The organism is Vibrio mytili (assembly GCF_049563345.1).
GTDB classification, from domain to species: Bacteria; Pseudomonadota; Gammaproteobacteria; order Enterobacterales; family Vibrionaceae; genus Vibrio; species Vibrio mytili.
Map to the genome: position 1 here is coordinate 597,816 of NZ_CP110482.1, position 22,332 is coordinate 620,147.

Annotated in this window: 18 protein-coding genes; 9 read left to right on the forward strand and 9 right to left on the reverse strand. The window is 44.9% G+C overall.

The window, feature by feature from the left end:
* Positions 1 to 5 precede the first annotated feature (5 nt).
* Positions 6 to 3,062 (forward strand): AAA family ATPase, encoded by a 3,057-nt coding sequence (locus ONE56_RS16305; RefSeq protein ID WP_423841079.1) that lies wholly within the window; start codon positions 6 to 8, stop codon positions 3,060 to 3,062.
* Between the two features lie 143 nt (positions 3,063 to 3,205).
* On the opposite strand, the gene ONE56_RS16310 is transcribed toward ONE56_RS16305, so the two are convergent.
* A complete protein-coding gene (locus ONE56_RS16310) occupies positions 3,206 to 4,639 on the reverse strand; it encodes a 6-phospho-beta-glucosidase (RefSeq protein ID WP_423841080.1) in 1,434 nt (477 codons plus the stop codon).
* A gap of 150 nt (positions 4,640 to 4,789) precedes the next feature.
* Here ONE56_RS16310 and ONE56_RS16315 point away from each other — a divergent pair, with 150 nt between their 5' ends.
* Positions 4,790 to 5,698, forward strand: coding sequence for a LysR substrate-binding domain-containing protein (locus tag ONE56_RS16315; protein ID WP_423841081.1), 909 nt, complete (start codon positions 4,790 to 4,792; stop codon positions 5,696 to 5,698).
* A gap of 196 nt (positions 5,699 to 5,894) precedes the next feature.
* On the opposite strand, the gene ONE56_RS16320 is transcribed toward ONE56_RS16315, so the two are convergent.
* Positions 5,895 to 7,415, reverse strand: coding sequence for a vanadium-dependent haloperoxidase (locus ONE56_RS16320; RefSeq protein ID WP_423841082.1), 1,521 nt, complete (start codon positions 7,413 to 7,415; stop codon positions 5,895 to 5,897).
* Between the two features lie 490 nt (positions 7,416 to 7,905).
* Between ONE56_RS16320 and artP the strand changes: the two genes are divergently transcribed.
* The 4 genes from artP (at position 7,906) to artM (ending at position 10,814) form a co-directional block, all read left to right on the forward strand.
* Complete coding sequence (gene artP / locus ONE56_RS16325) at positions 7,906 to 8,634, forward strand: arginine ABC transporter ATP-binding protein ArtP (protein ID WP_128814613.1); 729 nt, start codon at positions 7,906 to 7,908, stop codon at positions 8,632 to 8,634.
* A gap of 92 nt (positions 8,635 to 8,726) precedes the next feature.
* Positions 8,727 to 9,458, forward strand: a complete 732-nt coding sequence (locus tag ONE56_RS16330; RefSeq protein ID WP_415679293.1) for an arginine ABC transporter substrate-binding protein — start codon at positions 8,727 to 8,729, stop codon at positions 9,456 to 9,458.
* Between the two features lies 1 nt (position 9,459).
* Positions 9,460 to 10,149 carry an arginine ABC transporter permease ArtQ gene (gene artQ, locus ONE56_RS16335; protein WP_423841083.1) on the forward strand — a complete coding sequence of 230 codons (690 nt, stop codon included), beginning with the start codon at positions 9,460 to 9,462 and terminating at the stop codon, positions 10,147 to 10,149.
* The gene (gene artM / locus ONE56_RS16340) at positions 10,146 to 10,814 is read left to right on the forward strand and encodes an arginine ABC transporter permease ArtM (protein WP_423841084.1); all 669 of its coding nucleotides are present in this window, start codon (positions 10,146 to 10,148) and stop codon (positions 10,812 to 10,814) included. The genes artQ and artM overlap by 4 nt, the downstream gene beginning before the upstream one ends.
* A 116-nt stretch (positions 10,815 to 10,930) precedes the next feature.
* Here artM and ONE56_RS16345 read toward each other — a convergent pair whose 3' ends face one another.
* Together ONE56_RS16345 and ONE56_RS16350 are read right to left on the reverse strand one after the other, a co-directional pair.
* Positions 10,931 to 11,395, reverse strand: a complete 465-nt coding sequence (locus tag ONE56_RS16345; RefSeq protein ID WP_041154616.1) for a heme-degrading domain-containing protein — start codon at positions 11,393 to 11,395, stop codon at positions 10,931 to 10,933.
* A complete protein-coding gene (locus ONE56_RS16350; protein WP_423841085.1) occupies positions 11,396 to 12,445 on the reverse strand; it encodes an oxidoreductase in 1,050 nt (349 codons plus the stop codon).
* A gap of 307 nt (positions 12,446 to 12,752) precedes the next feature.
* Here ONE56_RS16350 and ONE56_RS16355 point away from each other — a divergent pair, with 307 nt between their 5' ends.
* Complete coding sequence (locus ONE56_RS16355) at positions 12,753 to 13,508, forward strand: DeoR/GlpR family DNA-binding transcription regulator (RefSeq protein WP_041154618.1); 756 nt, start codon at positions 12,753 to 12,755, stop codon at positions 13,506 to 13,508.
* Between the two features lie 259 nt (positions 13,509 to 13,767).
* On the opposite strand, the gene ONE56_RS16360 is transcribed toward ONE56_RS16355, so the two are convergent.
* Together ONE56_RS16360 and ONE56_RS16365 are read right to left on the reverse strand one after the other, a co-directional pair.
* On the reverse strand, positions 13,768 to 15,249 hold the full coding sequence (locus tag ONE56_RS16360; protein ID WP_423841086.1) for an alkaline phosphatase D family protein: 1,482 nt from the start codon (positions 15,247 to 15,249) through the stop codon (positions 13,768 to 13,770).
* 65 nt (positions 15,250 to 15,314) lie between these two features.
* A complete protein-coding gene (locus ONE56_RS16365) occupies positions 15,315 to 16,994 on the reverse strand; it encodes an electron transfer flavoprotein-ubiquinone oxidoreductase (protein ID WP_423841087.1) in 1,680 nt (559 codons plus the stop codon).
* 236 nt (positions 16,995 to 17,230) lie between these two features.
* Here ONE56_RS16365 and ONE56_RS16370 point away from each other — a divergent pair, with 236 nt between their 5' ends.
* Both ONE56_RS16370 and ONE56_RS16375 read left to right on the forward strand, forming a co-directional pair.
* A complete protein-coding gene (locus tag ONE56_RS16370) occupies positions 17,231 to 17,980 on the forward strand; it encodes an electron transfer flavoprotein subunit beta/FixA family protein (RefSeq protein ID WP_423841088.1) in 750 nt (249 codons plus the stop codon).
* A gap of 8 nt (positions 17,981 to 17,988) precedes the next feature.
* Positions 17,989 to 18,954, forward strand: coding sequence for an FAD-binding protein (locus ONE56_RS16375; protein WP_423841089.1), 966 nt, complete (start codon positions 17,989 to 17,991; stop codon positions 18,952 to 18,954).
* 150 nt (positions 18,955 to 19,104) lie between these two features.
* Here the strand turns inward: ONE56_RS16375 and ONE56_RS16380 are convergent, their stop codons facing one another.
* From ONE56_RS16380 to pdhA, 3 genes are read right to left on the reverse strand one after another with little or no spacing between them, the layout of a single operon-like run.
* Complete coding sequence (locus tag ONE56_RS16380; protein ID WP_423841090.1) at positions 19,105 to 20,250, reverse strand: dihydrolipoamide acetyltransferase family protein; 1,146 nt, start codon at positions 20,248 to 20,250, stop codon at positions 19,105 to 19,107.
* Positions 20,247 to 21,230, reverse strand: a complete 984-nt coding sequence (locus ONE56_RS16385; RefSeq protein ID WP_041154624.1) for an alpha-ketoacid dehydrogenase subunit beta — start codon at positions 21,228 to 21,230, stop codon at positions 20,247 to 20,249. The genes ONE56_RS16380 and ONE56_RS16385 overlap by 4 nt, the downstream gene beginning before the upstream one ends.
* On the reverse strand, positions 21,223 to 22,317 hold the full coding sequence (gene pdhA, locus ONE56_RS16390) for a pyruvate dehydrogenase (acetyl-transferring) E1 component subunit alpha (protein ID WP_423841091.1): 1,095 nt from the start codon (positions 22,315 to 22,317) through the stop codon (positions 21,223 to 21,225). The genes ONE56_RS16385 and pdhA overlap by 8 nt, the downstream gene beginning before the upstream one ends.
* Between the last annotated feature and the right edge of the window lie 15 nt (positions 22,318 to 22,332).

The following is a 22,332-nucleotide window of genomic DNA, read 5'->3' on the forward strand; positions in this document are numbered from 1 at the left end:
CCGGTATGAAACCGATTAAACTGACAATGCAGGCCTTTGGTCCGTTTGCGAACACTGAGACCATTGATTTTGACAAGCTTGGGCGTAATCCTCTGTTTTTGATTAATGGTCCAACCGGCTCGGGAAAAACATCCATTTTAGATGCAATTTGTTTTGCTCTGTATGGCGAGACCACGAGCAACGAGCGGCAGGGCATACAAATGCGATGTGACTTAGCGGCTGAAGATTTACCAACGGAAGTCACTTTGGAATTTGCCTTACATGGCAAAGTGTATCGAGTGACACGCTCTCCAGAACAAGAAGCCCCCAAAGCACGCGGAGAAGGAATGACGGTGCGTAAGCACAGCGCTTCACTTTATGAATTGGGTCAAGAAGATAAACTCATCACCAGTAAAACCACGCAAGTTAAAACCGAAGTAGCGAACATTATTGGTCTCAATGAAACCCAGTTTCGCCAAGTGATGGTGTTGCCGCAGGGTAAATTTAGAGAGTTATTGCTCGCCAGTTCCAAAGAGCGAGAAGAAATCTTTGGTCAGCTGTTCCAAACCGACATTTATAAAAAGATTGAGTTTGCGCTCAAGGACAAAGCCAGCGCCATCAGTAAAGCCAAGAACGAATTCGATAACCAGATTCGAGGTGCATTGCAAGTTGCAGGAGTGGCATCAGAAAACGAGTTAACCGCGCAGCGAGAAGCACTAGCTACGCAGTTACATCAAGCGCAGGAACAAGAGCAAAGCTCATTGGCGCAATTGAATGCGGCGAAAAACGACATTCAAAAAGCAGAAGCGTTAAATAATGAATTTAACAAGCGTGAACAAGCGAGCATTGCACTCAATCAGCATTTAAAACAAAAAGAAGCGATTTCTGTTCGTCAACAGCAATTAGAAAATGCCAAAATGGCGAGCCGAATTGAGCTTCCATACGCCACATTACAAAATGCGATCAAACAAGTTCTGGATTTAGATAAAAAGGTCGCCGCACTCACTCAGGATCTAAACACGTCCAAAGCGGCGTTAGAAACGAAAGACGCGGCACTTAAAAATGCAAAAGAGCAGGCTGGACAAGTCCCTAAGCTGACAGAGCAGCAATACCGACTTGAAAGCATGAAAAGTAAGTTGGTTGAAAAGGTTGACCTGGATAAAGCGATCTCTGCTGGGTTGCTACAACACAGCGAATACAAAGAAACGCTCAAAAAATACGTTGCACTGAAAGAAAAGCTTACGCAAGACGCTCAGGAAGGGCAAAAAGCGTTAGATCAAGCGCGAGTTGATGTGGCGAGTGTCGGGAGTGTTGACGCGGAGATCAAACAACAGCAGCGTTTGATGCAAGATCTACAAAAACGAAACAGTTTGAACAAAGAGCTTGCCAAGTTAGATGAGCAAACCTCAGCGAAACAAGCGTTGGTGAGTCAAGCAAAATCAAAGTATGAACAATTACAGCGCGATGCTGATGCTATAGAGCTTAGGTGGCACAATGCGCAGGCTGCAGTACTTGCGTTACGTCTACAAACGGGGGAAATGTGTCCTGTGTGTGGTAGCACAGAACACCCAAATCCGGCTCAATTTGTGGATGAGGAAGTGACGAAAGAGCAGGTTCAGCACGCTCGTCATCAGGAGCGTGAAGCTCAAGTCGCGCTTAATAAGCTAACAAATCAATTTGACCAACATAACCATTCAATTATCCAGTACAAACAACAAATTAAACAAGTGTTAGATGAGCTCGGTGAAAACGCGAACGTGAAAATTGATTCGCTTCAAGCGTCCATCGCAAAGCTCAACGAACGCTTACAACAACTCAATTCAATTAACTTAGCTCAGCTTGAGCAAAACGTGAATGAGTTAAATCAGCGCTGTGTGGTTGGGGAAGGTAAGATCAATGACCTCCAAAATCAGATCGCTGCCAACGAATCAACCCAAAAATCACATCAAGAACAGCGCACAAAATTGCTTGCTTCTCTGGATGACAAATACACTTCATTGGATAAGCTTGAACAGGATATCGCCCAGATAGATAAGCAAATTGCGGACTTGAATAAGGGATTAGAGAGCGCCCAAGCTCAATTACAACAAGCGGTTGTAGATAAGTCGAATGCGGAAAGCAAGCTGACGTCCCACCAACAATGGTTATTAGATGCGAATCAAACTCTGAGCAAGGCGAAATCTGACTGGGAAACTGCATTGCAAGCAAGTGCGTTTGCTGATGAAGAACAGTTCCTTAACAGTAAGGCGACTGAGCAGGACGTTCAGATTTGGCAGCAAGACGTGGACGTCTTTAAGCAAACCCAAATCAAGTTAGAGCAAACCCTAGCAGACTTGAACAACGCATTGAAAGAGGTCAAACAGCCGGACTTACAAGTGCTTAACGTTAAATTAAACACCTCTCAGCAAGCATACTTAGAAGCAAGGAACCAACTGGACTCTGTTCGATCACTGTTTGAACGTTTGGAGAAAGTCCATGCGGACATCGGAAAGTTACATGAGCAAAATACCAAGTTGGAGCAAGAGTATAGAGTCTTCGGCACGCTCTATGATGTTGCCAGTGGTAAAACGGGTAGCCGTGTGAGCTTGCACCGTTTTGTGCTTGGTGTGTTGTTAGACGATGTGTTGATTCAAGCTTCACAACGATTAAGCTTGATGAGTAAAGGGCGCTATGTTCTTGTTCGTAAAACCGATGGTTTTAAAGGTGCTGCTGGTCGCGGACTCGACTTGATGGTCGAAGATGGCTACACCGGAAAAATGCGTGATGTCGCGACTTTATCAGGCGGGGAGTCATTTATGGCGGCCTTGGCACTAGCACTCGGCCTTTCGGATGTTGTGCAATCCTATAGTGGCGGCATTCGATTGGATACCTTATTTATTGACGAGGGCTTTGGCAGCTTAGATCCGGAATCTTTGGATCTTGCGATTCAAACACTGGTGGACTTGCAGCAAACAGGGCGAATGATCGGTGTGATTTCCCATGTGTCGGAACTTAAGGAGCAGATGGCAGTGCGTATCGACGTCGAGCCTTCAAGAGTTGGGTCTAAGGTGTCCGTGAAATCCCAAGAAGTGCTAATAGAATAAGTTAACTGTGTAATGCGAATAGAAGAGAGTTGTATATCGTAAGCATCGGAAAAGCCGCTGAATTTGAAGTGACTCCATAAAGTTGGACATTTCTGTTCAGCGGCTCTTTGTTTTTACTCATTCGGAACGAAACTAACTGGCGACTATATATTTTGTCCGTTACTCTCAATTACGTTTTTGTACCAATCAAAGCTCTTCTTCTTAGAGCGTGAGAAGTCACCACTATTGTCGTCATGACGGTCGACATAGATAAAACCGTAACGCTTTTTGTATTCACCGGTTGTGAACGAAACGCAGTCGATACAGCCCCAAGGCGTATAACCAAGTACTTCGACACCATCTTGCGCTATCGCTTTCTCCACTTCTTTAATGTGCTGTGCTAAGTATTCTATACGGTAGTCATCATTGATTGAGCCATCGCTTTCAACATCGTCGGCTGCACCAAAACCATTTTCGACGATAAATATTGGCAGCTCATAACGTTCGTACAACTCAGAGAGTGCGTAGCGCAATCCGACAGGGTCTATCTGCCAGCCCCATTCAGATGCCTTGAGGTTAGGATTTAGGCGGCTGTTACCAAAAATGTTGAGTTCTTTAGTTTCTGGTGGCACTGCGTCGACAATATTGGTCATGTAATAACTGATGGCGAGATAGTCGGCACAGCCTTGTTTTAGAATGTCGTCATCGCCCGGAAGCATGTCTACGTGAATATTCTTTCTTTCCCATTCACGTAAGATATAACGTGGGTAGTGGCCTCTCACTTGTACATCACTAAAGAAGTACTTTTCTCTCATGGAAATCTGCGCCTGGATCATGTCTTCTGGCTTACATGTTGCTGGGTAAAGAGGCATCATGTGAATCATACTACCAATTTGAAAGTCAGGGTTGATGTCATGGCCTGCTTTCACGGCTAACGCGCTGGCAACAAACTGATGGTGGGCGACTTGATACAGAGTTTGTTCTGGATTTTCATGTTCGCGGTAAATCACTCCGGAATTGCAGTATCCAAATAAGTCGTGTGTCCAGTTACGTTGGTTATTGATTTCGTTGAAGGTAATCCAGTATTTTACTTTCTCTTTATAACGTTCAAATACAACTTTACTGAACGTGACAAAGAAATCGACCACTTGACGATTTGCCCAACCACCATATTGCGTCACCAGATGATTTGGCATTTCGAAGTGAGACAGAGTTATCACGGGCTCGATGTTGTACTTCAACAACTCATCAAATAGATCGTCGTAAAACTTTAGACCAGCTTCATTCGGTTGTGCTTCATCGCCTTTTGGAAATATACGAGTCCATGCAATCGAGGTTCTGAAACATTTGAAACCCATATCTGCAAATAGAGCAATGTCTTGTTTGTAATGATGGTAAAAATCAACGGCTTCATGATTAGGGTACATAACGTTGTCTTGCACGCCGTCGGTAATAATACGATCGACGCCATGTGCGCCTTTAGACAAAACATCAACAATGCTTGGTCCTTTGCCGCCAGCATTCCAGCCACCTTCTACTTGGTGTGCTGCGACAGCACCTCCCCATAAGAAGCCTTTTGGAAATCCTGATTCACTCATAACTGATTCACCCTTTTAATTATAAAACGCACGTCAAGCGATTGCGTAGTGGTTCATAGATAACTCTGTTTAATTTATAATGAGATAAATTAGCTGAACAAACGAAAATTTGTTGCTTATAGATTAGCTGAATTAATGTATAGGAGAGTTATGGATAATAAACAGTCGTTGATTGCTAATCTGTATACGTTTAGTGTTGTCGCGAAATCGCTCAGCTTTACTCAGGCGTCAGAAGAGCTGTTTTTGACGCAAGGGGCGGTAAGCCAGCGGATTAAAAAGCTTGAAGCGGAGTTGGGGTTCAGCTTATTTGTGCGTCTTACTCGCCGACTAGAGTTAACCGAAGAGGGGCGTCGTATTCTGATGACGCTAACGAACTCTTTCGATAATGTCTTTTCCGAAATAGAGGATATACGTTTCAATGAGCTCACCGGAGAGCTTTATATGGGGATTGCACCAACCTTCGCTCATTTATGGTTGATGCCCCGTCTCGCCGATTTTCAAAAGCGATATCCAACGCTGAACGTAAAAATTCGCGTGAAAGCAAGTAAGCTAGACTTCCAGACTGAGCCTGTCGACCTAGCTATTTACTACGGTGACGATGTTCATCCAGACTTTTATCATCAGCGGTTGTTCGATGAGGTATTGCTGCCGGTCTGCAGCAAAGAATATGCCGAACAGTTGGGGTTCTATAAAAGTGATCAGCAATTGAAAGACGCCTGTTTTATCCACTGTACTGAGTCGCTGGAGTTTTTGTCTCCACAAGCCGAGTGGCAACAATGGTTACAGCAGACCAATCGGGATGTGGATATCCTGGGGCATCATTATGTTTTTAATCATGGAGCGCTAGCGATCTCGGCAGCGATAAATTCCATGGGCATGTTGATGGGAAGGTATCATCTCGTCAAACCGCACTTAGAAAGTGGCGAGTTGGTCGCACCTTTTGAATCCATTAATTCGGGGCTAGGCTATGATCTAATCTGTCCAAAAGGACAAGAACAACGGCCGCGTTTTCAAGCTTTTCTTTCATGGATAAATCAACAGATCAAGATGCCCCAATAGCCTCGCCAAGCATCTTAGCGATATTCAATTCTATATAGCCCAATCTTAACGTTCATTATTACTCTTATCTTGGCTTTCAATGAGTTAATGCTGTACTGAATGATAAGTGCTTTGAACCTTTTTAAGGCATAAAGACCAATGCCTTAAAAAGGAAGATTGATTCTGACATTATCTTGATAGGGCGAGGTTAAAAAGGTTATTTATTCGCCGTGCCATCAATATAGCTTTTTAGCCACTCATAAGCTGCCGATCCAATAGGATCACCAATAGATTGACCAGCCGGAATGGAATCGTAAAAGTGGACTCCGGCCCACAAACGACTTAACCCACAGTTATCGGAGAATTCATCCCAGGTATCCCAACCTAGCGTGACTTGACTTCCAGGTGTATTGCCTGGTTCGATGAGAGATGAACCAGGTTGTTTAGACAAAACCTCGAACTGAGGAGGGAGGAATCCAGGCTGCCAGAAGCTTAGGTCATTGGCTTCTAGGGCTGATAGACTCAATTCCTCTTCTAGGTACCGTTTGATAGAGGTAGCGTGAGCACGACAAAAACTGGCGCTTGCAGAAGGGTATTCCGGGTGGTTCGCGGATTGTAGATATGGCCGCCACTCGTTTCCTTTTAAATCAGAGACTGTCCCCATTCCCGGTCCGCCCCATGCGGTAAGGTCATCATTCTTGTACAAATAGCGAATGGCACTAAATGGCCTAACCGCATCATATTTACGTTTATTGTGCCAAACGGTGATGCCCGCATCGAACGCTGCCACATTAACCAAGTAGTCAAGCTGCACGAATTGGTCTAACGATAACTGGTGGTAAAACGTTGCTGCGAGTGTCGAATAGCCCAAACTGATTATCTTATTGTCGTAGAACTCGGCAAATAGCTTTTGCTCATCGGATAAATTGGCTTGTGCTTCTAACACTTGCTGAGCCTGCTCTACATATTCGGGAAAGGGTTTTCCACTTGGGGTGATGGCGTAAGATTTTGTCGGTTTAGGTGCTGTTAAGGTCGGCTTATCGTAACTGAAAGGTTTGGTGTTACCGAGTTGAGGAGTAACAAATTGTTGGGAGTAAAATATGCCGTTACCTGAAGTGAGTGTGTCTGGTTGCCACCTTTTAGGATTGAATAGTTTTTCTGCTGTATTCACCGGATGATAGCCAGTGCAATCTGCATAGGGTTTCGGATAGTATTGATTACAATCCGTACCCAGCTGGTTCATGCCATCTTGTTCACGGGCCGCAACAACGGCCGCGCCCGCTATATTCCCCACACCAATTGGAGAGGTTGGGTCCTCAGAGTTATCATTAGGATCAAGCCCTAGGTTTATGAGCATGTTATCCCAATCCTCAGCAAACTGAGGCATTAAGCTATAGAGCACTTTGTGGCTCGCATACATGATAGCGATGTTTCTATTGGAGTCATCGTCCCCGGGTTCGAGACGATCTAAACTGGAATGTACGCCAACCGCTGTTGCACTGTAAGGAGCGATAGCATCAAACCAAGCTGCGGTGATAAGTGTGGTTGTCCTTAATACAAGGGGAGCGTCGCCAGGAGATACGGTTGACAATAGTCTTGGCACTGTAGATTCGATGACTGCAGCTGGTGCACATATGTTAGGTGCACCTGGAGGGCATTCAAAGGCGTAAGCAATGCCGGGTATGGAGAAGAGTAACGTGCAACCAGTTATCTTTTTAGAAAAAGAGTAAATTTTCATATCTAATATCCTGTATAAGCTAAGCATTAATGAAAAGCTCAAACGTCTACTAATACTTCTAAGTTACAACTTCTTGATGCAGTTTCATTGCGTGTTAATCGACTTATGAGTGCGGTGTACCTTTGGGAAGTCTTTTTGTTGGTCATACCTCCTTAATAAATTAAATAGCGACTCTATTGCCACGAGCGAAAACATAATTAACATAAATGTTAATACAGAAAGGGAAGTACGGATTATTTAATCTCATTTATGGAATAAAAATCATCTATCTTCGATGCGATTCTTGCCATCTCGTCAATATCGATTAGACACGTCTTAACTTTCGGTTGATAGGTTTTACAACAATCTCATCAAACCAGTCATAACCACTGTATTGCAGTTAGTTTCCTATACAAAAATTTATCGACGTAAATTATTATACATTTTTATTGCATAAAACCTTTCAGTGGGTAAAATTACCGCCTAGTGACAATTAATGCGGTATTGCAGCATGAGTATTCAGGTAAGCGGAGTTAATAAATCCTACGGTGACACAAAGGTTCTTCACGATGTCAGTTTTAACTGTGAAAATGGTGAAACACTGGTATTGCTGGGCCCGAGTGGAGCAGGGAAGAGTTCTCTTCTGCGTGTCCTAAACCTTCTAGAAGGTGCCGATAACGGTAAGTTAAACATCACAGGTGACGCTTTTGACTTCTCGAATGAAATTAAAGAGAAACAAGGGTTAGCGTTGCGTCGTAAGGTTGGAATGGTATTCCAGCAGTATAATTTGTGGCCACATATGACTGTGATGGAAAACTTAATCGAAGCACCAGTAAAAGTGGCCGGACTGGATAAAGGTGAAGCAAGACAGCAAGCTATGCAAATTTTGTCAACGTTGCATCTATCAGATAAAGCTGATGCGTGGCCTATGCAGCTTTCTGGTGGTCAGCAACAACGTGTTGCGATTGCACGTGCGTTAATGATGAAACCTGAAGTGCTTCTGTTCGATGAACCCACAGCAGCCCTTGATCCTGAAATTACCAATCAAGTAGTTAAAATCATTAAAGATTTAAGTGAAACTGGTATTACACAAGTTGTGGTCACTCACGAAGTTGAATTTGCTAAGAAGATAGCAAGCCATGTCTTGTACCTTGAAAAAGGCCACATCGTTGAACATGGTACGCACGACGCATTTATTCATCCTCAAACGAATCAATTTGCGGATTACTTAAAACATTAAGTCTGCAATAAATTAATAATAGAAATAACCAACCACAGATGACCGGCTGTCATTGCGAGTGTCAGCCCAAGACATACACATGGAGTTTTGCAATGAAAAAGATTCTACTAGCTTCGCTAATCGGTCTCGTATCAGCGAATGCAGCAGCACAAGACGAAATTAAATTCGCAATGGAAGCCACTTACGCGCCATTTGAATACATGGACGAGAATAACCAAATTCAAGGGTTTGATGTGGATTTGGCCAATGCGCTTTGTAAAGAAATGGAAGCGAAATGTAGTTTTCATAACCAAGCATTCGATAGCTTGATTCCAGCATTAAAATTCAAGCGCTATGATGCGGCTATTTCGGCAATGGACATCACAGATGCTCGTTTGGAACAAGTGAGCTTCACTCACCCTTACTATGAAAACTCTGCTGCGTTTGTATCTGTGAAAGGGAAAGTTGCAGATAAAACTGAGTTGCAAGGTAAGCGAGTAGGTGTACAAAATGGCTCGACACACCAAAGCTACTTGATTGATCAGCTACCAGGTGTCACTGCTGTGCCTTATTCAAGCTACCAAGATGCATTTATCGACATGAAGAATGGTCGTATCGACTCAGTATTTGGTGACACTGCGGTGGTTGCTGAGTGGTTTAAGAAAGAAGATGGCTTAACTTACGTTGGCGATCATGTTACCAACCCTAAATACTTTGGTAATGGGTTTGGTATTGCCGTCAACAAAGACAACCAAGAGCTTGTGAACAAACTGAATGCAGCCCTGAAAGCAGTTAAAGAAAACGGCAATTACGACGTTATCTTTAATAAGTACTTCGGTAAGTAATATGGTTTTAACGGGTTACTCTTTATCACTTGTGCAAGCGAGTTGGATGACTGTCCAGCTTGCCTTTATAAGTCTATTAGTCGGTTTGGTTCTGGCTGTGTTGTTCGCCAGTGGTGAAATGTCACGTCGAGTGTTGGTTAAATGGCCTACGACTGGCATTGTCACGATCATACGCGGTTTGCCAGAACTGTTGGTTGTGTTGTTCATTTATTTTGGTTCAACCCAAGTGCTGTTTCTGGTCACCGGAGACTTTATTGAAGTGAGCCCGTTTTTGTCTGGTGTGATTGCGTTGTCGTTGATCTTCGCTTCGTATGCTTCTCAAACATTACGCGGCGCGTTAAAAGCCGTGGGAAAAGGCCAACGGGAAGCAGCAAGTGCATTGGGGATCAGCCAAGCACATGCTTTTGTACGTATTGTGCTTCCCCAAGCCGTGAGGCACGCTCTACCGGGGTTAATGAACCAATGGTTAGTCCTATTAAAAGACACGGCATTGGTTTCTTTGATTGGTGTAACTGACCTACTCAAGCAAGCGCAGCTAACTTCTGCTGCAACGCACGAAGCGTTTACTTGGTATGCAACTGCAGCGGCGGTTTATCTAGTGATCACGTTAGTGACTCAACGTGCTGTAAAAGTAATTGATAAGAAATTCTCAGTTCAAGGAATCAGCATGGGGCAGGAGACAGCGGCATGAATGAACAACACATTTGGCAACTGCTTGAAGGCCTAGGTACAAGCTTACAATTAACCGCTGCATCGTTGATCGTTGGATGTGTCCTCGCATTAATGATGACACTAACGTTGATTTTACGAACGCCTGTTATGCATTGGCTGAGTCGCGGGCTGATCACTTTATTTACGGGCACGCCTTTATTAGTGCAAATTTTCTTGGTGTATTATGGTCCGGGTCAATTTGATGCCATTAAAGATAGCTTTTTGTGGACGTGGCTAAGTCAACCTTGGTTTTGTGCGATGCTAGCGTTGTCGTTAAACACGGCTGCATACAGCACTCAGTTATTTAAAGGTGCCTTTAACGCGATTCCATCAGGCCAATGGCAAGCATGCCGAGCGCTTGGTATGAATAAAGCGACAACATTAAAAGTATTGCTCCCTTACGCGATACGTCGCGCGATTCCTGCTTATTCCAATGAGGTTATTTTAGTCTTTAAAGGTACCTCTTTGGCAAGCACGATTACCATCATGGATTTAATGGGATATGCACAGCGTATCAACGCTCAAACCTATGACACATTGACGGTATTCGGTGTTGCTGGGGCATTTTACTTGACCGTCAATGGTATTCTTACATTGGTATTCCGCCAGGTGGAAAAGAAAGCGCTGGCGTTTGAAGCCACTTAAACTATTTATATCAGCGTAACCCAAAGATATCAGCGTAACCCAAAGATATCAGGGTAACCCAACTCATTCTGTAAATGCCCCTTTTCGAGCTTGTTTTGAAAAGGGGCATTTTTTAACTAACCGAGTAAATGGTTCCTAAGAGCCTCTACCGTCAAGTTATGATCCTGCTCCGCTGGCAATCCCGATACGGTAATCGCACCAACAAGTCCGCTATCTTTAATTCGTATTGGGAAGGAACCACCGTGTGCACAGTATTCACGTGAATCAATATGCGGAAGAGTGTCAAAATCACGTTGTTTAGAAGCATTGTAATGGCCAAGATAGTAAGAACTGTGTCCAAAGCGCAGAACGGATTGACGCTTACGCTTTGCCCAGTCTTGATTGTCTTTACTGGTGCCAGCCATGGCATAGCTAAATAGCACTTGTTCAAACGCATAGACTTCTATGGTTACTGAAGCAGATAGTGCCTCAGCAGCGGCCTTCAGAGAACAGCCTAATTCCCACGCAATGTCATGATTGAATTGGGTTAACTGTAAGTCAGACTCTTGCTCCAATAATTCAGATAAAATATCGACACTCATTTATTTATCATCCTTTATTACAGGTAGTTTTTGACCTAAGCGACTGCTTTCCATTGCGAGTTCGATCAGCTTGATGTTCCACAGCGCATCTTCAGCTCTAACGGGTGGGGCCGTGTTGTGTCGAATCGCTTCCGCCATTTGCAAGAAATAGTGTTGATAGCCACCTCTTTCTGTGGTGACAACTTCATCATGTTCAGCACCATATAAACACCCATAATTATCTGATGTTTCATCTGCCCAGCTTGGTTCGTTCGGTAATATACCTTCAATTAAGCGTGATTCTTGAGGATCTAAACCTAACTTTTCGTAGCTACCTTTGGTTCCTTTAAGTGTAAAACGTTTATTCGGGCCAGCACTAAATAGATCACCGTGGACAATTGCTACGTGATTCGGGTAGTGCATCACGACATCAAAATAATCCACAGTCGTAGAGCCTTCGCGCATCATTTTGCATACAGCACTGATTGCGTCAGGTACGCCAAAGAGTTCCAGCGCTTGGTCTATTAAGTGGGAGCCTAAATCGAACAAAATGCCACCGCCGTCGGTTGCTTGTTCTCGCCAACGCTGACGCACTTCTGGGCGGAAGCGGTCAAAGTGAGATTCAAAATGCTTGATCTCGCCGATATGTTTCTTATCAATAAGCTTCTTGGCTGTTAAGAAGTCACCATCCCAGCGACGGTTATGATAAACACTTAATACTCGGTTGTTTTCTTTGGCTAGAGTGATAAGCGTTTCGCCATCTTCCACACGCGTAACAAAAGGTTTTTCAATAATGACATGTTTGCCATTTTCGATCGCTTGTTTTGCTAAATTGAAATGCACATCGTTTGGTGCCGTGATGATTACCAATTCGGCGTCTGATTGAGTCAGCAACTCAGATGCTGATACATAGTGCTCAGCACTTGGCCAATCTTTAGAGACTGCCTCACCATTGCTTGTGCTGATGGCTACAAGTTCAAATTCTGCTAGCGAACTGACAAAAGGGATATGAAAGGTTTTTGCTGAAAATCCGTAACCGATAACGGCGGTTTTTATTGGAGGTAACGTCATAAGATTAAACTCTTTATTGGTGTACGAAAGAACACATGTGGTCTGGACTCGCTATCATTAAGAATAGCGGAATATCAACCCACTATCAGTACTTCTCTATTCGGAACACTTACACATCACGTACGCATACTTATATGTACGAACGAGTACTTACTATAAAAACCAAATATTGCACGTGTTTATACGTAGTATCAAGCTTTAAAGCGATACTTTTAGGAGGTTGGCGTGTCTTTTTTAAGTGATAGTACGTGTATGCAAGTGTTTCATCCGTTACACTAGGAGCAATTCAAGTAAGGCGTGATTACCGATGACTCAAGAAGAACGTTTGATAGAGATAGAAGCGCATATTAAAACCCACGGCAAAATTACAATTGACGCGATTTGTCAGCGTTACGATATCTCTTACGATTCTGCGCGGCGCGATCTGGTCAAGCTGTCTGACCATCCTGGAATTTTACGTATTCGAGGCGGGGCTATTTTAGATGATAAAAAGGTGACTCTTTCATTTAGTCAGCGTTCCAAAACCAATCCTATTAAACAAAAGCTTTCTGCATTTGGTGCATCGCTCGTCAAAGAACACGACATCGTATTTTTGGATGCAGGAACCACTTGCGCGGCGCTTGCGGAGCAACTTGACGTTCGGTGTAGCGTAATAACAAATTCTCTGGAAGGGCTAAATGCACTCAGCGAAAGCCCGAACGTTAAGAAGTGCGTGCTTGGTGGAACATTTGATGATTTTTCTCACGCCATACTCGGTGATATTACAACACAGCAGATAAAGAGATATCAGGCAAACAAAGCCTTTATTGGTGTCAGTGCCTTATCTGAATCGGGAATTACGACCGATTTAGAATCTGATGCAAATCTAAAGTTAGCGATGGCCAACCAATCAACGCAGGTGATATGTATCGCGGAAGAGAGTAAGTTCAATACGCAACTGATGTTTCAATCCTGTTTGTGGTCAGATATCGACTTTGTCGTAACAAACCGTCGTCCTCCGGAGAATATCGTAAAACAAATGGAGCATCATGGTGTTGAACTCATTATCGTAAATGTAGGCTAGTGAGCAAGAAACCGCGCTCTTTGGGTTTTAGTGATCTTTTTCTACGAAGTAAAGTTTTGGGAGACTTGCTGTTTAGCCTAGCGTTAAATTCCAGGAACACTTGAGTTAGAATGGACTAACTTGGAAATGTTTGATGTTAATGGCTCTGTACTTACCTTCGAAAAAAGCACCGTCAGGTGCCTTTTTCTACTTGGTTGCTCACATGTTTTAAGTTGAGATGAATTGTTTTGGCGTCGGTTGTGTTCGCCGGTTTAAAAAGTTAAAGGATTGGGAAGTTGGGTTTATCTTTAGCCTCAGTTAGCCAGTTCACCCACAGCTTATTGTCATTTCCTTCGAGAAGTGTAGCGAAATTTCGTGACCGTATGTATTTGTCTGAGCCGAATGGCCTCAACATATCCGTAATAATCTGGTTGTTTTCATCTAAGTGTTCGGTGCGGTCATTTGTGATAGCACAAATGCCTAGCCACTGCATGTAACTTGGCGCTGGATGAACAATTCCAGATGATACAATCTGGTGCACCGGACGGTTGTTCTCACTGCGCTGATCTCGAATCACACCCAAGGCACCAACATGTACGTCGCCGGAAAGAATGACGCTACGTCCTTGGCGTCGATTGCCACTTTCGAGTAAGTGCATAATCAGGCGAGAGCGTTCTCCTTCATGTTCTTTGGCTCGCCAGTGATCTTTCAGGTCGTCGGTCAACTCTTCCTCCCAAGGTGTGGCATCAACAGCGCTCTCGGCAAAAGAAAAGTCTCGATACACGACAGGGACTGCGCTCAATATAAGCAAATTCGGACTCGTATTCTGCGTTAAATAAGAACTCACCGACTGCCATTGCTCTGAGCCCATTACCTTAGACAAGCTGCGCTCTGAACGATTATCCAGCACTAAAATATCGTAGTCGCGAAAGGTTAATGTCGCGCCATAGTGAACAATAGGCTGGGTGTTTAGCTGCATTAGAGAGCGGTTTTGCTTGCCACGAACTTGTAACAGTTCAAAGTGCTTTCGTGCCGAGTGAAAAATTGCTTGGTAAACGTCACAGGTTTGAATATCCTCTGGATAGCTACCCCACCCATCAAAGATGTCATGATCATCCCACATCATAATAGATGGTATGGAGGCTAGCATGCTTGCCATGGGCTCTCTGTTCCAACGGTCTACATACAGTTCACTGTAAAATCGGTCTATCTGCTTGACCATATTTTTTGTGGCGCGGCGTTTTACTTTCTCTTTACGGTCCAGTTCATTCCAACTTTTAAGCAAAGAGATTTTAGTCCAGATTGCGTCAGCATAGACCTGATCACCTCCCATCAAAAGCAGTGAAAACGGTTCGCGCTTGTGCTCGGATGCCATGGTTTTCCAGAGTCTAAAGGGCTCGTCGGTAGTGTTCATTAGAGTGAGATCAGAAAAACCATTACACGATGCATAAGCAAATTTTGGTTTTTCCTTTTCACTGGGCACATAAAAGGACCAACTTTGATTTCCCTGCTGGTCAATCAGCGTCAGTCCATCTTGTTGTAAGGAGTAGTCAATGACATCAGCACCAGACGTATCAATACTGAGTTCCATGCGCCAAACCTTACCATCGCTGATTTCACCTATTAGCTGTGCTGGTACCGGTTGATGGTTTAGGTAGCTAACGTGAACAGAATCGGCTGATTTTTTGGTGACGACCACGACGGTGTAGAGTTGGTCCGACTCCAAACCAAGAATGGGACCAAGGACGAGTTTGTTATGCATTGAATCTTCCTTTGATTTATCTGGACCGGCTCATGATGCCAGATCACGTAGTGATACACGTTTGATTACATATTCTGATAGCTTGGACCACCGCCACCTTCTGGCGTTTTCCAAGTAATGTTCTGAGAAGGATCTTTGATGTCGCAGGTTTTACAGTGGACACAGTTTGTGGCATTGATCTGGAATCTTTTCATACCTTCCTCCTCAACCACTTCATAGACACCTGCAGGGCAGTAACGCTGACTTGGTTCATCATATATCCCTAAGTTGACATCAATTGGAATATGAGGATACGTTAAAACGAGGTGACATGGTTGGTTTTCTTCGTGTTGCGTACCAGACAAAAAGACCGATGACGGTTTATCGAAGCTAATGATGCCATCGGGTTTGGGGTATTCGATCGAGTGGAATTCTTGTATCGACTTTAATTGCTCATGGTCGAGCTTATTGTCGTAAATGGTCCATGGAAGTGGCTTCTTAAACAAAGGTAGCCATACATTATGTTCTAAAGTTGAGAGCGCGCCACCGATAAGATTGCCAAATCGATGGATATTCGAACCAAAGTTGCGGCTTTCTGTTAGCTCTTCATGCAACCATGATGCGTTGAATCTAGAACGATAATCGGGCTCAGAGACGAATTGCGACGCTGTAGATTGCAGTATTGCATCATGGATGGCTTCTGCTGCTATAAGACCCGATTTCATCGCGGTATGACACCCTTTAATTTTGGCTACATTGAGTGTTCCTGCATCACAGCCAATCAAAACGCCCCCTGGGAACTGTTGTTTCGGTAGGGAAGATATTCCGCCTTTGGCAATGGCTCGGGCTCCATAAGCGATACGGTGTGCCCCTTCTAAGTGTTGCTTAATCTCAGGGTGATGTTTAAAGCGCTGAAATTCATCAAATGGACTCAAATATGGGTTTTGGTAATTCAGATCGATGATGAGTCCAACAGAAATTTGGTTATCGTCCATATGGTAGAGGAAGCCTCCACCACTGGTGTTGGTCTCACTGAGTGGCCAACCTGCTGTATGTATGACTCGACCCCCTACGTCCGGGTCGTTCGTGTCTGGTCGTTGCCAAATCTCTTTTATCCCCAGAGCATAATGCTGTGGTTGTCTTCCTTTATCCAAGCCAAATCGTTGAATGAGCTCTTTGCCTAAGTGACCTCGGCACCCTTCAGAAAAGACGGTGTATTTTGCTTTGAGCTGTATACCTGCTTCAAAGTTTGATTTTGGCTTTCCATGTTTATCTAGCCCCATGTCATTGGTATTAACCCCAGTAACAGTGCCTACATCATCGTAATTGATACTTGATGCCGCAAAGCCAGGAAATACTTCTACGCCTAATGATTCGGCCTGTTTTGCCAGCCAGCGGCATAAATTGGCAAGACTCATCACATAGTTGTGGCCATCATTATGCATTGGTTTGGGCGTAAGAAAATGGGGAACAGTTACATGGTTAAGAGAGGTCGTTAAATAGACTAAAGCATTACTTTTCACCTGAGCGGTAAGTGGTGCGTTTTGATTCTTCCAGTCAGGAAATAGCTCATCTAAAGCTCGGGTTTCAAATACAGCACCTGATAGGATATGAGCGCCTACTTCAGCGCCTTTTTCGATCACGCAAATGGAAAGTGGGTCATGCCCATTCTCCTGACGAAGCTGCGCTAACCGACAAGCTGTGCTTAAACCTGCAGGTCCAGCTCCAACGATCACGACGTCAAACTCCATGCATTCTCGTTCCATATACTCACTTCCATTATTCGTAGGTGATAGCTCTGATAGTTTTCTCTGGGTTAAAACGTCACCTCAAAGAAAGCTTAGGCTCAAAGAAATCTTAAACTCAGAGAAAACGATAGCTTAGTTAGTATTGTAGCTCAGTTGACGTAAACGTGAACTAAACTAAGCTGAAATGGCAACATACTGAAAATGCGCTAGTGACGTTGTTCGTATTACAAACTTTCAGTTTGTGAGGAGGAAATGTGAAGGTACTGGTTGCGGTTAAAAGAGTCATTGATCCTTACGTAAAAGTAAGAGTTAAATCAGATGGCTCTGGTGTGGAACGCACTAATGTCAAAATGTCGATGAATCCTTTCTGTGAAATCGCAGTAGAGGAGGCCGTTCGGATGAAAGAAGCCGGAGGGGTAGAAGAAATAATAGTCGTCTCTATTGGCGATACTTCCTGCCAAGAGCAGTTGAGAACCGCCTTAGCACTCGGGGCGGACAGGGCAATCCATATTGATGTCGAAGAGCCTCCGGAGCCGCTTGCTGTTGCCAAATTATTAAAAGCGGTCATGGAGCAGGAATCGGTTCAACTCGTGTTGTTAGGTAAGCAATCGATTGATACTGATAATAATCAAGTCGCTCAAATGCTCGCTGCTTTAACTCATCGCCCTCAGGCTACATTTGCTTCTAAAGTTCTCATGGAAGGGGATTCGGTAATTGTTACAAGAGAAGTCGACGGCGGCTTAGAGACGTTAAAGCTAAATCTTCCTGCTGTGATTAGTACCGATTTACGGCTGAACGAGCCTCGTTATGCATCATTACCTAACATTATGAAAGCTAAGAAGAAGCCGTTGTCTGTGATGACGCCCGAAATGATTGGGGTGAATGTGCAATGCTCTCAACGAATTCTTGAAGTTATGGTGCCACCAGCTCGCAAAGCCGGAGAAATCGTGGGCAGTGTCGATGAGCTGGTGGACAAGTTAAAAAACGAAGCCAAGGTCATTTAGGGGGCATGATGGATAATCAATCGTTAGCAACACTGGTTGTCGCCGAGCATAATAACACCGAACTTAGTGTCGATACCTTACGTACTATCCAAGCTGCGATGCAAATTGTGGATAACCAGAACGCGCTTCCTATCACCGTTTTACTGGCTGGTTATCAGTGTTCGTCAGTTCTTGAAGCGTTGAAATGTGCAGAGGGTGTCGATGAAATTTTGTGGGTGGACGATAAAGTGTATGAACATCCATTAGCGGAAAACCTTTCTGAATTAACTGTGCAAATCGGAGGAAACTTTTCCCATATCCTAGCCCCGGCGAGTACGTTCGGTAAAAACCTGATGCCACGTGTAGCCGCGCTACTGGACGTCGGTCAGCTATCTGATGTCATGATGATAGAATCTCTTGATACGGTAATACGTCCCATTTATGCGGGGAATGCATTAGCACGGGTTTGTTCTGATGACCGTGTGAAAGTCATGACGGTGCGCGGTACAGCGTTTGATTCAGTGACATTGTCACCTTCTCCAATTGTGAATAAAGTCAATCAGATAGATGCTGTGTGCAAAGCAGAAAATACGGTATTTGTCTGTCAGCAGAAACCAGAAACGGAGCGTCCAGATTTACTCTCTGCACGCGTTGTAGTATCCGGTGGACGTGGTCTTGGTAGCAAGGAAAACTTCGCGTTGGTTGAGCAACTGGCAGACAAACTGGGCGGTGCGATTGGTGCGTCTCGCGCAGCAGTTGATGCCGGGTATGTTTCCAATGATTTGCAAGTTGGTCAGACGGGGAAAATTGTTGCACCGGAGTTGTATATCGCCTTGGGAATATCTGGGGCAATACAGCATTTGGCGGGTATGAAAGATTCCAAAGTGATTGTGGCAATAAATAATGACCCAGACGCAGCAATTTTTGAAGTGGCGGACTATGGCTTAGTTGGAGATTTATTTGAACTTATGCCGGAACTGTTGGAAAAAGTGTGACTAGTGGCCATACCTGAAAATCGTTGACGCAGAAAGGCTTCCTCATGGGAAGCCTTTTGCTTGTATCGGACTTAATTGTATTGAACTTTATTGTATAAAGCTTTGATGTACAAAACGTTAATGTATAAAACGTTGATGTCTCGAACGTTGCTATACACTGGGTCTTTGTAAGTGCTGTACCAAAACTTTAGTGAACCGAGCAGCTTCACCCCCTGTGCAAGCGCGGTGGTCGAAAGTAATCGATAACGGCATCACTTTTACCGAGGTGGCGGCGCCATCTTTGATCATCACTCTTTCAACGATACGGCCAGCGCCCACAATCGCAACTTGAGGAGGAGAGACTACCGGTGTCGCAAAAATTCCGGCTATAGCGCCGAAGTTAGACAATGTAATGGTCGCATGTTGAAGTTGCTCACGACCAATCTTTCTATCTCTGATGCCTTTGACTGTTTGATCAATCCAGCGGCGAACATCTTGAGGTTCGTATTCATCTGCATGACGAAGAACAGGCACATATAATCCATGACGACTGTCTACCGCGATACCAAGGTTGACCGTATTGTGTACACAACGAGTCATGGTTTCAGCGTCAAACCACGCATTGAGTGCCGGTTCCTGTTGACATGCGAGGACAATCGCTTGAACAAGGCGAATGCTGATATCTTCGTCTGAACGCCAATTTTCCAACGTTGCTTCTTCTGTGATTGTGACAGCCGCAACATTGTGGTGCGACTCCGACATGTTGGAGACCATGGTTCGACGCGCTCCTTTTAACACCTCCGTTCCGGGGCGTTGTTTTCCAGCTTCGTCGTATATGTCCGCATCGATGATCAAACCATTGGGTCCACTACCTGAAAGGGTATGGAGATCCACACCGAGTTTTTTTGCCAGTAAACGCGCGGATGGTAATGCGGTCACAAGTTTGTCTGCGGAGTTATTGTGGTCACCGCCAACCCAGAAGTCATCAACATTGACATTGTGATCTTGATGGGAGACTGATCCAACGACGGTGGCAGCATCTGCCTTCTTCTTACTGACTTCTTCGGATTGTTGTCCACTTCCGGTTTCGTCAATTTCCATAAGCAGCGAGCCAATATCAATAATATCGCCTTCTTCACCGTGACGGCTGATTACCTTACCTGAATAGGGCGCAGGTACATCGACCGTCGCCTTTGCGGTTTCCACGGTTAGGATAACTTGATCGAGCTGAACGTTATCTCCAACCTCCACATGCCACTTAACGATTTCTGACTCAGCGAGACCCTCGCCAAGATCGGGTAGATTAAATGTCTTCATTTCCAATCCTCCACGAGTTCGCGCGCAGCGAGTACGATGTCTTGTTCCTGTATCATGAAATACTCTTCATTTCGGTAATAAGGCATGATGGTATCCATGCCGGTAACGCGTTTGGGCGGGGCTTTTAACAAACACATCGCGTGTTCTGCAGTACGGGCCAAAAGCTCAGAGCCCACACCACAGGTTCTACTTGCTTCATGGACCACTAACAACCGCCCGGTTCTTTCAAGAGAACGGAAAATGGTGGTGGTATCGATAGGTTTGATACTGGCTAAGTCGATGACTTCTACCTCAATCCCTTGGCTCGAAAGCGTTTGGGCGGCTTGCAGTGACTCAACCACACAAGCTCCCCAAGTAACGAGTGTGATGTCGCGACCTTTACGCAGCGTAAAGCACGTGTCCAGTGGTAAGGCTTGACCGTTATCGTTAACTTCGGATTTGACGGTTCTGTATATACGCTTTGGTTCAAAAAACATGACGGGATCATTACTGCGAATGGCGGCAAGCAGTAACCCGTATGCCCTTTGAGGGGAAGAAGGGATGACGACTTTAAATCCAGGAGTATGAGCAAACAGGGCTTCGACACTTTCTGAGTGATGTTCTGGCGCATGAATACCGCCACCGAAAGGAGCGCGGAACACCGCTGGGCAAGTGAGGCGGCCTCGGGTTCGGTTTCGCATGCGTGCTGCATGACACATCAAATGCTCCATAGCAGGGAAAACAAACCCTTGGAATTGAAATTCTGCTACAGGACGTAACCCTTGTGTTGCCATACCAACGGCAACACCACCAATAAGCGCTTCAGCTAATGGTGTGTCAATGACTCGTTTTAAGCCGTACTTTTGTTTTAACCCAACCGTGGCGCGGAAAACGCCACCGTTATCACCCACATCCTCGCCAAGTACAACAACATTCCTGTCGTGTTCCATCTCATGATGCAAAGCGAGGTTTACTGCTTCAACTAACGTTAATTCAGCCATTTTTTCCTCCCTGCATCCGCATCGCTTTGTTGATGAGCTCATCTCTTTGAGTTCGTAGCTCTTGAGGAAGTGATTCGTATAGGTAATCGAAACCGCTTTCAGGGGCTTGTACTGACAGACCGACATAGCGTTCCACGGCTAATTCTACGTCTTCTTTACAGTGTTCTAACCATTGCAGTTCTTGTTGTTCACTCCAAGCGCCTTGATTGATCAAAAAGGTCTTGAGTCGAGCTATTGGCTCAAATTGCCACGCAGTTTGTACGTCGTCTTCGCTGCGATAACGAGTCGCATCATCCGCAGTGGTATGATCGCTGAGTCGATAACTGACGGCTTCGATGAGTGTAGCGCCTTTCCCTTTCCTTGCTCGTTCAAGTGCTGTGATGGTCGCATCGTAAACGGCCACGACGTCATTACCATCAACCGTCACTCCAGGAATACCTGCTCCTTGGGCTTTTTCTGACAAGAAGTCCGCAGCACACTGTAGGCGGCGGGGAACAGAAATCGCCCATTGGTTGTTATTCACCACAAAAACCAGAGGGATGCTCCAAGCTCCAGCACAGTTAATGGATTCTAGAAAGTCTCCTTTCGATGTACCACCATCACCACACATCACCAGAGCCGCTTCATGGTTACCTTGGATTTTGAGCGCAGAAGCCACGCCTACTGCGTGGGTACATTGTGTTGCGATAGGTACACAAAAGGGGAGATCGCGGCTGGAAACCGGACTGCCTTCAGGCGCGAAGTCGCTACCACGTTCATCGCCTCCCCAGTATTGTAGGTTTTTCTCCATACCGATACCGCGGCACCACATCGCAGGCATGTCCCGATAGTAAGGTATGAAGACATCACTTGCTTTGAGCGCCCGCCCGACCGCAATTCCGATCGCTTCCGCGCCAAGATGAGAGGGGTAAGTCCCCAATTTCCCTGTCCGCTGCAGGGCAACGGCTTTGCTGTCATAGGTCCGGGTTAATACCATATCACGGTAAAAACCAAGTATCGTTTCGATGTCTGCCCAATTGGGTAGCGGGGAGACTAGGTTCCCATGATGGTCGATAAACCTGTGCATGGGTAATGCTTGAACGTTCATCTCAAGCTCCTTTTG